The sequence below is a fragment of the Micromonospora ferruginea genome, from assembly GCF_013694245.2.
GTDB lineage: Bacteria > Actinomycetota > Actinomycetes > Mycobacteriales > Micromonosporaceae > Micromonospora > Micromonospora robiginosa.
The window spans coordinates 4,242,415-4,254,686 of record NZ_CP059322.2; the positions used below are offsets into that span (position 1 = coordinate 4,242,415).

The 12,272-nt window shown below is 75.9% G+C and carries 11 protein-coding genes; all 11 read left to right on the plus strand.

Annotated elements, in window-relative coordinates:
* Nucleotide 1 precedes the first annotated feature (1 nt).
* Entirely contained in the window at nucleotides 2-889 is an 888-nt protein-coding gene (gene rfbA / locus H1D33_RS18370; RefSeq protein WP_181571978.1) for a glucose-1-phosphate thymidylyltransferase RfbA, read from the plus strand.
* Nucleotides 886-1,488 carry a dTDP-4-dehydrorhamnose 3,5-epimerase family protein gene (locus H1D33_RS18375; RefSeq protein WP_181571977.1) on the plus strand — a complete coding sequence of 201 codons (603 nt, stop codon included), beginning with the start codon at nucleotides 886-888 and terminating at the stop codon, nucleotides 1,486-1,488. The genes rfbA and H1D33_RS18375 overlap by 4 nt, the downstream gene beginning before the upstream one ends.
* A 107-nt stretch (nucleotides 1,489-1,595) precedes the next feature.
* Entirely contained in the window at nucleotides 1,596-2,732 is a 1,137-nt protein-coding gene (locus H1D33_RS18380) for a glycosyltransferase (protein WP_181571976.1), read from the plus strand.
* Nucleotides 2,733-2,753: 21 nt separating this feature from the next.
* Nucleotides 2,754-3,617, plus strand: coding sequence for a glycosyltransferase family protein (locus H1D33_RS18385; protein ID WP_181571975.1), 864 nt, complete (start codon nucleotides 2,754-2,756; stop codon nucleotides 3,615-3,617).
* Entirely contained in the window at nucleotides 3,614-4,843 is a 1,230-nt protein-coding gene (locus H1D33_RS18390; RefSeq protein WP_181571974.1) for a polysaccharide biosynthesis protein, read from the plus strand. The genes H1D33_RS18385 and H1D33_RS18390 overlap by 4 nt, the downstream gene beginning before the upstream one ends.
* The gene (locus H1D33_RS18395) at nucleotides 4,836-5,732 is read left to right on the plus strand and encodes a glycosyltransferase family 2 protein (RefSeq protein ID WP_181571973.1); all 897 of its coding nucleotides are present in this window, start codon (nucleotides 4,836-4,838) and stop codon (nucleotides 5,730-5,732) included. Before H1D33_RS18390 ends, H1D33_RS18395 begins: the two co-directional genes overlap by 8 nt.
* Before the next feature lie 3 nt (nucleotides 5,733-5,735).
* On the plus strand, nucleotides 5,736-6,884 hold the full coding sequence (locus H1D33_RS18400; protein WP_181571972.1) for a glycosyltransferase family 4 protein: 1,149 nt from the start codon (nucleotides 5,736-5,738) through the stop codon (nucleotides 6,882-6,884).
* Nucleotides 6,881-8,263 (plus strand): O-antigen ligase family protein, encoded by a 1,383-nt coding sequence (locus H1D33_RS18405; RefSeq protein ID WP_181571971.1) that lies wholly within the window; start codon nucleotides 6,881-6,883, stop codon nucleotides 8,261-8,263. The genes H1D33_RS18400 and H1D33_RS18405 overlap by 4 nt, the downstream gene beginning before the upstream one ends.
* Nucleotides 8,260-9,675 carry a tyrosine-protein kinase domain-containing protein gene (locus tag H1D33_RS18410; RefSeq protein ID WP_181571970.1) on the plus strand — a complete coding sequence of 472 codons (1,416 nt, stop codon included), beginning with the start codon at nucleotides 8,260-8,262 and terminating at the stop codon, nucleotides 9,673-9,675. Before H1D33_RS18405 ends, H1D33_RS18410 begins: the two co-directional genes overlap by 4 nt.
* A 48-nt stretch (nucleotides 9,676-9,723) precedes the next feature.
* Nucleotides 9,724-11,013, plus strand: coding sequence for a DUF1800 domain-containing protein (locus H1D33_RS18415; RefSeq protein ID WP_181571969.1), 1,290 nt, complete (start codon nucleotides 9,724-9,726; stop codon nucleotides 11,011-11,013).
* Between the two features lies 1 nt (nucleotide 11,014).
* Nucleotides 11,015-12,265, plus strand: coding sequence for a DUF1501 domain-containing protein (locus tag H1D33_RS18420; protein WP_181571968.1), 1,251 nt, complete (start codon nucleotides 11,015-11,017; stop codon nucleotides 12,263-12,265).
* Nucleotides 12,266-12,272: the final 7 nt, after the last annotated feature.

Here is a 12,272-nt window from a genome sequence, read left to right on the forward strand (position 1 = left end):
GGTGCGTGGAATCCTTCTCGCCGGCGGGACCGGGACCCGGCTCTGGCCGATCACCCGGGCGGTCTCCAAGCAGCTCATGCCGGTGTTCGACAAGCCGATGGTCTACTACCCGCTCTCCACGCTGGTGATGGCCGGCGTGCACGAGATCCTGGTGATCACCACGCCGGACGACCGCCCGCAGTTCGAACGGCTGCTCGGCGACGGCGGCCAGTGGGGGCTGCGGTTGGCGTACGCCGAGCAGGCCCGCCCGGAGGGCATCGCGCAGGCGTTCCTGCTCGGCGCGGACTTCATCGGCGACGACTCGGTGGCGCTGGTTCTCGGCGACAACATCTTCCACGGCGTCGGCCTCGGCCGGCAGTTGGCGCAGCACGGCGACCCGACCGGCGGCCGGGTGTTCGCGTACCCGGTGGCCAACCCGGCGGACTACGGCGTGGTCGAGTTCGACCCGGCCGGCCAGGTGCTGTCGATCGAGGAGAAGCCGGCCCGGCCCAAGTCCCGGTACGCGGTCCCCGGCCTCTACTTCTACGACAACCGGGTGGTCGACATCGCCCGCAAGCTCACCCCCAGCGCGCGCGGCGAGCTGGAGATCACCGCGGTCAACGAGACGTACCGCGAGTGGGGCGAGCTGTCGGTGACCGTGCTCGACCGGGGCACCGCGTGGCTGGACACCGGCACATTCGCCTCGATGATGCAGGCCGCCGAGTTCGTCCGGGTGATCGAGGAGCGTCAGGGCATGAAGATCGGCTGCGTCGAGGAGGTGGTCTGGCAGTCCGGGCTGATCGACGACGACCGGCTGCGCGCCCTGGCCGAACCGCTGGTGCGCAGCGGCTACGGCAGCTACCTGCTCGGCCTGCTGGCGGACCGGCCGGCCGCCGGGGGCGGGTCGTGAAGGTCCGGCCGCTGGGCATCGAGGGCGCGTGGGAGGTCACCCCGGTGCCGCACGGCGACCCGCGCGGGCTGTTCCTGGAGTGGTACCGGTTCGACCGGCTCGCCGAGGCGGTCGGGCACCCGCTGCGGCTGGCCCAGGGCAACCTCTCGGTCTCCGCGCGCGGCGTGGTCCGCGGCATCCACTTCGCCGACGTCCCGCCCGGCCAGGCGAAGTACCTGACCTGCGTGCGGGGGGCGGTGCTGGACGTGGTGGTGGACGTGCGGACCGGTTCACCGACCTTCGGCCGGTGGGAGGCGGTACGCCTGGACGACGTCGACCGGCGTGCCGTCTACCTGGCCGAGGGGCTGGGGCACGGCTTCTGCGCGCTGACCGACGACGCGACGTTGAGCTATCTCTGCTCCACCACGTACCGGCCGGCGGCCGAGCACACCGTGCACCCGCTCGACGCGGACCTCGCCATCGACTGGCCGACCGACGTGCCGCTGCTCTCCGCCCGGGACGCGGCGGCGCCGAGCCTGGCCGAGGCGCGGGCCGCGGGCCTGCTGCCCGACCACGACACCTGCCGGTCCCACGTGGACGGCCTGCGGCTCGCCCCCTGACCGCCGGCGGCATTTGTCCGGCGGGTTGGCGGCCACCGCGACCGACCCCATATCCTGCCTTCGCTCTCGGCCCGCCCGGCCCGGAGCTGCCACGGGGAGGAAGCACGATGTCCGGTCCGCCGCCCGCCGCGTCCACCCCGGCGACGGCGGCGCCCGTGCCCGCCCTCGGCGACGCGTCCGTGGCGCTGGTGCACGAGTGGTTCGGCGTCACCGGCGGCTCCGAGCAGGTGTTCCGCAGCATCGCCGAGCTGTTTCCCCGGGCGGAGCGGTTCGCCCTGTGGAAGGACGACGGGGTGGACGAGCCGCGCCTGCGCGAGTCGTGGCTGGCGCGCACCCCGATGCGGCACCGCAAGGCGATGGCGCTGCCGCTGATGCCGGTGGTCTGGCGGACGCTGACCCGGGAACGCTTCGACGTGGTCATCTCGTCCAGCCACGCCTTCGCGCACACGGTCCGGCTGGGCCCCCCGGAGACCACCCGGCACCTGAGCTACGTGCACGCCCCGGCGCGCTACCTGTGGAACCCGGCGACCGACGGGCGCGGCGCGAGCCCGCTGCTCGCCCTGCCCCGGCGCGCGCTGCGGGGGGTCGACGTGCGGCTGAGCCGGCACGTGCACGCGTACGCGGCGAACTCCCGTGAGGTGCGCGACCGGATCCGGCGCCACTGGGGACGCGACGCCGTGGTGATCAACCCGCCGGTGCGGGTGGACTGGTTCGCCGACGCGCCGGCCACCGACCGGGCCCAGCCGCGCGACTACCTGCTCGGGGTCGGGCGCTGGATCCCGTACAAGCGGTTCGACCTGATCGTAGCCACCGCCGAGGCCGCCGGGCTGCCGCTGGTCGTCGCCGGCTCCGGCCCCGAGGAGGCCCACCTCCGCCGGCTCGCCGAGCGGGCCGGCGTGCCGGTCACGTTCGAGGTCGCGCCGAGCCAGGAGCGGCTGCGGCGGCTCTACTGGGGCGCGCGGGCGCTGCTCTTCCCGGTGCACGAGGACTTCGGCATCGTGCCGGTGGAGGCGCAGGCGTGCGGCACCCCGGTGATCGGGCTGCGGCGCGGCGGGCTGCGGGAGACCGTGGTCGACGGCGAGACCGGGCTGCTCGTCGACTCCACCGACCCGCGTGACCACGCGGCGCTCACCCGGCGCCTCGACGAGCTGCGCCCGGAACGCGTCCGGGCCCACGCGGCCACCTTCTCCGAGGCGTCGTTCGCCGCCGCCTTCGCCGCCTGGGTGACGGAAGCCGTTGCCTAGCCCGCACCGGGCGGCGGGCCGATGACCACCCTCGGCATCGCCGTCGTCGACTACCGCAGCGCGGCCGACACCGCCGGCCTGGTCCGCTCGATCGTGGCCCACCACCACGACCCGGACCTGCGGGTGGCCGTCGCGCTCGTCGACAACGGCGACCAACGCGCCCCGCTGGAGGAGGTCGCCGAGCTGGCCCGCCGGCACGGCCTGGTGACGCGGGTGCTGCACGGGCACGGCAACGTCGGGTACGCCGCCGGCAACAACCTCGCCGCGCGGTGGCTGCGCGACGCCGGGGCCGACCTGATCTGGGTGCTCAACCCGGACGCCCGGATCAGCGGCGGGTCGCTCGCCGCGGCGGCACGTCTCGGCGCGGGCGACGACGGGTGCGCGGTCGGCGCGACCGCGTACCGGGACGCCGGCGGGGCGGTCCGGCCCGACCTGGGCGCGGTCGACCTGTGGACCGGCCGCAGCGGACGGTCGCCGGGGCCGCGCGCGCTGACCTACGTGGCCGGGCACTCCGTCCTGCTCACCCGGGCGGCGTTCGACCGCCTGGGCGGGTTCTGCGAGGAGTTCTTCCTGTTCTACGAGGAGGCCGACCTGGCCGTCCGGTGCGCCCGGCTCGGCGTACCGGTGCGGGTCGTCGCGGACCTGCTGGTGACGCACGCCGGCGGCGGCGCGACGGGCGCGACCGCCGACCTGCGGGCCAAGTCGCTCCTGACCTGGTTCCACGCCAGCCGGAGCTGCATGGTCTTCTTCCGGCGGCACTACCGCCGCCGCCTCCCGGTGGCGGCGGCGGCCCGGCTGCTCTACGCCGGCCGGGCCCTGCTGGCGGCCGGCCCGGCCGCGGCGGGCGCGGTGCTGCGGGGCACGGCGGCGGGGTTGCGGTCGTGATCGCGGCACTCCGGCGGGCGGTCGCCAGCGCCACCCTGATGTACGTCGGCGCGCTGGCCATGTCGGGCGTGGCCATCCTGCTCAGCATCGCGCTCCCGCCGGCCGAGCGGGGCCTGCTGGTGGCCACCACGGCGAGCGCCACGATCGGCGTGGCGGTCGGCGGGCTGTCGCTGGAGACGTTCCTGCTGGCGCAGGGGCGTCGGTGGCTCGACGAGCTGGCCGGGCGTCGCAGCCTGCTCGTCTACCTCGCCACCGTGCCGCTGACCGCGGCGCTGGCCCGGGTGTTCGCGCACTACTCCGAGGAGGCGAGACCCGGCCTGGCGGTCGCCGGGGCGGCGTGCATCGCGGCGAGCAACGTGCCGGCCGCCGCCGGGCTCACCCTCGGCGGGTTCCTGAGCGTCTACCGCTACCGGGCCGCGTTCGCCGCCGTCGCGCCGGCGCTGTACGCCGCGCTCATCCTGGCCGGGGTGGACGACGCGGACCGCTGGCTGGCGGCCTGGCTGGGCTGCCAGGCGCTGATGGCGGTGGCGTTCTGGGCGCGGCACGGCCGGCCGCTGGTCCGGCTGCTGCGCCGGGCCGCCCCGCCCCGGGAGCGGCTCGCCCGGTTGGGGCTCACCCACACCGGCGCGGTGGCCCAGGTCTTCACCTACCGCTTCGACCAGTTGGCGCTGGCCCGCCACCAGGGGCCGGACGTGCTGGCGGTCTACTCGCTGGCGGTCGCGGCGATCGAGTTCACCCAGGCCGGCGCGGTGGTCGCCGCGCAGCGGACGCTCGGCGACCACGAGACCGGCTCCGACCGGCGGCTCGCCGGCCTGCTGCGCCGGGCGGTGTGGCTGTCCGCCGGGATGGGTGTGCTGGTCCTGGCCGGGCTCGCCGCGATCGGCGTGCTGACCGACGGCTACGCCGCCGCCCTGCTCATCGGCCTGATCCTGGTGCCGCGCAGCATCGCGGTGACCATCGGCAAGGTGCTCGGCGCCCGGCTGGTCAACCTGGGCGGCGAGCGGGCGACCGCGGTGATCGCGGTGGGTACCGCCCTGGCCGCGATCGTCGGCTACTCTCTCACCGCTCCCGCGTACGGCGCGGTGGGCGTCGCCGCCGTGTCGGTGGCGCTCTTCGCGGCGCACAGCACCGTCACCGCCGTCACGCTGGGGAGCTGGCCCGCGCGGCAGGACGCGCCGGCACCCGCGTCCCCGGCCCGGAACAGTGAGGTTGGCAGCAGTGCCTGACAAGGTCGTCGCGGTGATCCTCAACTGGAACTGCGCGGACGACACGCTGCGCTGCCTGCGGGCCGTGCTCGCCGGTAGCCACGTGCCCGAGGTCGTGGTCGTGGACAACGGGTCGACCGACGACTCGGTCGCGAGGCTGGCCCACCTCGACGGGTCGGCCACCCTGCTGCGGCTGGACGGCAACCTCGGCTACGCGGGCGGGATGAACGCCGGCATCCGGGCCGCCCGGGAACGCGGCGCCGACTGGGTCTGGCTGCTGAACGCCGACGCGGTGCCCCGGCCGGGGGCGCTGGCCGCGCTGCTGGCGCACCGGGAGCGGTTCACCGTGGCGACGTCGGTGCAGACGACCTCGGCGCACCCGGACGACCCGGCCCCCGAGCCGTACGTGGTCGCCGCCATGCTCCCGGGCGGCAGGGTCCGCCCGTTCGGCTGCCCGGGGTGCGCCGAGGGGGTGCACGAGGTGGACGTGGTCACCGGCGCGGCGCTGCTGCTGCGGGTGGCCGACGTGGTGCGGGTCGGGTTCTTCGACGAGCGCTTCTTCCACTACAAGGAGGAGTTCGACCTGGTCCGCCGGATCGCCGACGCGGGCGGGCGGATCGCCCTGGTGTGCGACTCGGAGGTCTGGCACAAGCGCGGCGGCAGCCTCAGCGGCTCCAGCCCGCGGGCGCTCTACTACTACCACCGCAACGAGATCCTCTACGTGCGCAAGCACTACCGCCGTCCGCTGCGGCGGCTGCTGCTCGGCGAGCCGATCCACTACCGGCGGGTGGCGACCGCGCTGCTGCGGCTGACGGCGGGCGGGCGGGAGCGCCGGCTCGGCTCGCGCGCGGTCCTCGCCGGCTACCGGGACGGCCTGCGGGGCGTCCACGGCCCCACCGAGAGGTTCTGAACGGTGCACCTGCTGTTCGTGAGCCACTCGGCGGAGCTGATGGGCGCGGAACGGTCGCTTGTCGCGCTGGTGCGCGAGGCGGCCCGGGTGCGCGGTCACCGGGTCACCGTCACGCTGCCGGCGGCCGGTCCGCTGCGCGGCGAGCTGACCGAGGCGGGCGCCACCGTGACGGTCCTGCCGACCCGGCTCTGGATGGGCCGGCGGCACCGCGGTCCGGTCGGCGTGGTGCGGTCGGTCCAGGCGCTGGCCTCGGTGCCCCGCTACCGGCGGTTCCTGCGGCGGGAGCGGCCCGACGTGGTGGTCACCAACTCGGCCGTGGTGCCGGCCGGCGCGTTCGCCGCCCGGCTGGCCGGCGTCCGGCACGTGTGGACGGTGCGGGAGAGCCTGCTGACCAACCCGAACCTGCGCTCCGCGCTGCCCCGCCGGACGATCGCCCGGATCATCGCCGGCCGCTCGGACGGCGTCGTCGCCATCTCGCGCTACGTCGCCGACCAGGTGCTGACGGCCGCGCCCGCCGCCGGGCCGAAGCTGCGGATCGTCGCACCACCGGTGGAGGCGCGCGCGGCGCGTCCCCCGTCCGACGGGCACGAACCGGACGCGGCGGGGTTGGCGCGGCTGGTGCTGCTCGGGCGGTTCACGCCGGAGAAGGGGCAGGCGGACGCCGTCGAGGCGCTCGGGCACTGCCGGCGGGCCGGGCGACCGCTGCGGCTGACGCTCGCCGGTGTCGGTGACCCGGCCGCCGAGCGGGCCGTCCGGGAACTCGCCGAGCGGCACGGCGTCGGTGACCTCGTCGACGTGCGGTCGTGGGTGGACGACCCGTACCCGCTCTACGCGGCGGCGGACGCGACCCTGATGCTCTCCCGCAACGAGGCCTTCGGCCGGGTGACGGTGGAGTCGCTGGCGGCGGGCACGCCGGTGATCGGCTACCGGGCCGGCGCCACCACCGAACTCCTCGCCGACGGCGGCGGCGTGCTGGTGGCGCCGGACGCCGGGGATCTGGCGCGGACCCTGCTGGGCCTGGCCGCGGACCCGGACGCCGTGGGTCGCCTCCGGGCCGCCGCCGCCCGGCGGGCCGACGCGCTGGCCACCGCCCCCTCGTCGGCGTCGCGCTTCGTGTCCTACCTGGAGGATCCGCGGGTGGACGGCGAGTGATCCGGTCGCGGGAGTCGATCTGGTTGCCGGCGGCGGCGGCGCTGGCGGTCGGCGTGCTCGCCGGTTGGCGGCCCCTGCTGGCCGGCGTCGTGGGCCTGGTGGCGCTGGCCGGCTGGGCGCTGCGGACGCCGGCCCGGCTGAACCACGTGCTCTTCGTGGTGCTGTTCCTGGTGCCGGTCACCGTCCGGCTCGGCGGATCGGGCAAGCCGGTGTGGATCGTGCTGTTCACCGCGACGGCCGTCGCCCTGGTCGGCCGGCTCCAGCGCCTGCGGCCGGACGAGCCGCTGGCGTCCGCCGGTACGGCCGCGTTCGTGCTGCCCGCCGCGGGGGTGCTCGCCGCGCTGGCGCACTGGAGCGGGCCGAAGGACCTGCTGTTCGCGATCACCCCGTTCGCCTGCTACGCCGTGATCACCTGGCACGTGGTGGCGGAGGCCCGGCGGGACCCGGCGGCGTTCGTCCGGCTGGCCCGCTTCCTCGCCTGGCTGGGCGTGCCGCTGGCGCTCCTCGCGATCCACCAGCGGGCCACCGGCGGGTGGCCGGTCCTCGACGAGCTGGCGGTCAGCAACGCCTTCACCTCGTCGGCGGGCGCCGGCCGGTCCGTCGCCACGACCGGCCACCCGATCGTCTACGGCGCCTACTGCCTGATGTCGGTGTGCGTCGCGCTCACCCTGCGCGGCCGGGCCTGGCCGGTGCCGTTCGCCGCCGGCGTGGTCGGGCTGCTGCTCTCCGGCTCGCGCAGCGCGTGGATCGGCGTGGGTTGCGCGGCCGTGGTCTGGTATCTCGCCCGCCGCCCGAGGCTGACCCGCCGGGGGCTCACCGTCGTCGCGGCCACCGCCGCCGGCGCGACCGCGCTGGCGCTGGCCGGTCCCGCCCCGGTGCGCGGCACCGTCGACATGCTCCGCGCCCGGCTGACCGACGTCGGCGGGTCCAGCTCCGCGACGGCCCGCTACAGCCGGTACGAGGTGGCGTGGGACGCGCTCACCGGCGGTGTCGACCGGGTGCTGTTCGGTCTCGGGCCGGAGGCGCACGTCCGCTTCTTCGAGCAGGTGGGGATCGGTGACCACCTGGCGCAGACGTTCGACAACAGCTTCCTCACCCTCTGGTACGACCTGGGTCTGGTGACGCTGCTGCCGTTCGTCGCCCTCCTGGTGGCACTGGTCGCGCGGGCCCGGTCGCTGGCCGCCCGGCTGCTGGTGGTGGGGATGACGGCGCAGATCTTCTTCTTCGACTTCTATCTGTGGCCGTGTGCCGCGGCCGTGTTGATCCTGGCCGCCGGCCTGGCCGTCGTCGACCAGGGCGCCGACGCGGACCACTCCCCGGCCCCGGTGGCCGGGGTGGGTGCCGGGTCGCCCGCCGGAGCAGGGAAGGACCACACGTGAGGCTCATCGGTGCATCCCGGCCGGTCGCGGTCGCCGGTTCGCCGGGCACGGCGGCGCGTGCCGGTGGCGGCGTGCGGGCCGCCGTCGACCGGTCCCGGCTCGTCGCCCGCCGGTGGACCGAGCTGACGCCGGCGCAGGTGGTGCGGGCGGTACGCCGGTACCGGTGGACGGTGCTGGCCCTGGTGCTGCTCGGCGGCGTCGGCGGTGGACTGGCCGCCGCGGCGCAGACCCCGGTCTACCGGGCCCAGGCGCGGCTGGTGTGCTCGCCGAACTTCCCGACCAACGACGTCCGGCAGCTCGACGTGGGCGGAAACTACATCCTGCAGCGGGTCCGCTCGTACACCGAGGTGGCCGACAGCACCGAGGTGGCCGCGGCGGTGACGGCGCGGCTCGGCCTGCCCGACCCGCCGGAGGAGCTGCTGTCCCGGATCAGCGTGACCAGCCGGGCCAGCACCGCCGTGCTGACCGTCGAGGTCGACGACACCGACCCGGAGCGGGCCCGGGACGTCGCCAACGCCGTCGCCGAGGAGATCCCCGCGTACATCGCCCGGATCGAACGGCCGGCCGGCGTCGACCGGTCGCCGGTCAAGGTCACCGTGGTCCGCCCGGCGGTGGCCCCCGAGTCGCCGGACTCCCCCCGCCCGCTCACCGACGTCGGCCTGGGGCTGGTGGGTGGGCTGGTCGTGGCGGCGGTGACCGCGCTCGGGCGGTACGCGCGCGACCCGGCCGTCCGGGATGCCGGGCACGCCGCCGAGGTGGCCGATCTCGTCCCGCTGGCCGACGCCGGGCCGGTGGGTCCCAGCCCGCTCACCGTCGACGGAACGGCCGAGCGGGCGGACGAGCTGCGGCGGATGCGGACCGACGTCCGGCTCCAGGCCGCGGGTGGCCCGCTGACCACGATCGCGGTGGTCGAGCCCACCGCCGGTGGCGGGGCGACCGTCACCGCGGCGCACCTGGCGCTCGCGTTCGCCCAGGCCGGCGACCCGGTGGTGCTCGTCGACGCCGACCCCGGCCGCCCGTCGGCGCACGCGCTGTTCGGCATCGGCAACGACACCGGCCTGACCACGGTCCTGGACGGCGGGTCGGCGGTGCGCGACGCGCTGGTGCGGTGGACGCCGGACCTGCCGCTGCACGTCCTGCCCGCCGGGCCGGGCGGGCCCGGGCCGATCCGGCCGGACCAGCTCGCCGACCTGGTGGCGGAGCTGCGCCACGACCGGACCCTGGTGGTCGTCGTCGGCCCGCCGCTGCTGTCGGACGCGGACACGCTGCACCTGGTCGAGGCCGCCGACGCCACAGTGGTCACCGCCCGCGTCGGCTCGACCGACGCGGACTCGCTGGCGACCGCGGTACGGGTGCTGCGCCAGGTGCCGGCGCGCCTGCTCGGCCTGGTCACGGTGGGCCGGTCCGGGTAGCCGGGAGCGGGTTCCCGCCCTCGCCGGCCGCCACCTAGGCTGGTCCGAATGAGGGATGACGTCGCGATGCTGTTGCGGCGGGCGACCTTCGGCCCGACGGCGTCCGAAGTGGCGGCGGCCCGCCGCGCCGGATACGCGGCCACCGTCGCGCGGTTGACCTCGCCGGCCGGGCCGGACCGGGGCGCCGCCACCGCGCCGGTCCCGGACCTCGGCCGGGACCCGTTCGACGACCTGCCCGACCCGACCGTCGAGCAGCGCGCCGCCGCCGAGGCGACCCGCCGGCAGCACACCGACACCATCATCCGGTGGTGGCTCGACCGGCTCACCGTCGCCGACCACCAGGCCACCGAGAAGCTGCTGTTCTTCTGGCACGGGCACTGGGCTACCTCGATCCGCAAGGTGGGCAGCCCGCAGTTCATGCTGGCGCAGCACCAGAAGATGCGCGCCGCGCCGGACGTCCGGGCGATGGCCCGCGCGCTCGTCTGCGACCCGGCGCTCGTCTACTGGCTGGACGGGCAGCTCAACACCAAGGACGCGCCGAACGAGAACCTGGCGCGCGAGCTGATGGAACTGTTCCTGTTGGGCATCGGCAACTACACCGAGCGCGACGTCAAGGAGGCGGGGCGGGCGCTGACCGGCTGGCGGACCGACCTCGGCGTACCGGCCACGGCGATCTTCTTCCCGGAGGACCACGACGCCCGGCCCAAGACGATCCTCGGCGCCACCGCCGCCTTCGACGCGTTCACCCTGGTCGGTCACCTGGTCAACCGGCCGGCGTGCGCCCGGTTCATCGCCGCCCGCCTGTGGTTCCGCTACGGCTCGTCGACCGAGCCGATCGCCCGCTCCACCGAGCAGCGGATGGTGGCCGCGTTTCCGGTGGGCGCCCGGATGCTGCGGGCCCTGCTCGCCGACGACGAGTTCCGCTCGGGTCGGCACCGGCTGGTGAAGCAGCCGGTCGAGTGGCTGGTCGGCGCGCTGCGGCAGTTGGGCCTGCGACCGGCCCAGCTCTCCGGGGAGACGCTGCACCAGCTCACCACCGGCCTGGGCGGGCTCGGGCAGGTGCCGTTCGCGCCGCAGAGCGTGGGCGGCTGGCCGGCCGGCGCGGCCTGGCTCAGCTCGGCGGCGGCGCAGATCCGGCTGGGCCTGGCCGACCTGCTCGCCGGGCTCGCGTACGCCGAGCGCGGCGACGACGTGGACCGGATGAACCCGGAGCGGCTGGCCGAGGTGCTCGCCGTGGACACCTGGACCAATCGCACCTACCTGGCCCTGAAGCGGGCCGGCAGTGCCCGACAGCTCCTCACCCTCGGCCTGGTGAGCCCGGAATACCTGGTGAACTGAGATGGATCCACTGACCCGGCGCAGGTTCCTGCTCGCCTCCACCGCGGCCGGCGGGGCCGCCGCGGTCGCGGCCGGCGGGATCGGGTTGGCCGAACTCCTGTCCACGGCGCGGGACGACAGGTCCACACCGGACGACCGGACCGACCGCCTGGTGGTGGTCACCCTCTACGGCGGCAACGACGGGCTCAACACGGTCGTGCCGTACGCCGACCCGGCGTACCACTCGGCCCGTCCGGAGCTGGCGTACGAGCCGGAGCGGGTGCTGCGGCTCGACGACGCGCTCGGCCTCAACCCGGTCCTCGGCGGGTTGAAGCGCCTCTGGGACCGCAAGCAGGTCGGCATCGTGCTGGGTGTCGGCTATCCCCGGCCGGACCGCAGCCACTTCCGGTCGATGGACATCTGGCAGACCGCCTCGCCCGCGCAGCCGGTCGCGACCGGCTGGGTGGGTCGCTGGCTGGACGGCACCGACGCCTCCGCCGAGGCGGCCGTCAGCTTCGAGCCGGTGCTGCCGCCGCTGCTGGTCGGCGAACGGCGGTCCGGCGCCTGCGTGGCCATCGGCGGCCTGCGCCTGCCGCCCGGCGTCGACAGCGGCATGGTGGCGGCGTTGGGCGAGGTGCAGGACGGCGAGTCCGAGTTGCAGGTGCGCGCCGCGCAGGCGTACCGGGATCTGCTGGACGTGGATTCGCTGGTCCGGCAGGCGGACCACCGCGAGGCGACCACGGACCCGGCCGACCGTCCGGTCGCCACCGCGACCGGCGGCGCGGTCTCCCTCGCCGCGCAGCTCGCGCTGGTGGCCCGGTGCGTGGAGGCGGGGGTGCCCACCCGGGTCTTCTCGGTGAGCCTCGGCGGGTTCGACACCCACGCCCAGGAGCGGGTCGGGCAGGAGACGCTGCTCGGCCGGCTCGACGAGGCGTTGTCGTCGTTCGTCGACCGGCTGGGCCGCACCGCCGCCGGCCGGCGGGTGACCGTGGTGGTCTACAGCGAGTTCGGCCGCCGGGTCCGGGCCAACGCGTCCGACGGCACCGACCACGGCACGGCCGGTCCGGTGTTCGTGCTGGGTCCCCGGGTCGCGGGCGGGTTCCACGGCGAGCAGCCGAGCCTGACCGACCTCGACGCCGGCGACCTCAAGGCGACCACGGACTTCCGCGACGTCTTCGGCGCGCTGCTGGCGTCCGTGCTGCACGCCGAGCCGTCCCGCTACCTGGGCGGCCACCTGCCGAAGCCGCTGTCGCTCCTGCGCGCCGACGGCTGAGGCCGGG

Bases quoted from the DNA above. Each gene is read 5' to 3' on its own strand.
- H1D33_RS18380 (WP_181571976.1), top strand. From the start codon at position 1,596: ATGTCCGGTCCGCCGCCCGCCGCGTCCACCCCGGCGACGGCGGCGCCC.
- H1D33_RS18385 (WP_181571975.1), top strand. From the start codon at position 2,754: ATGACCACCCTCGGCATCGCCGTCGTCGACTACCGCAGCGCGGCCGAC.
- H1D33_RS18415 (WP_181571969.1), top strand. From the start codon at position 9,724: ATGAGGGATGACGTCGCGATGCTGTTGCGGCGGGCGACCTTCGGCCCG.
- H1D33_RS18420 (WP_181571968.1), top strand. From the start codon at position 11,015: ATGGATCCACTGACCCGGCGCAGGTTCCTGCTCGCCTCCACCGCGGCC.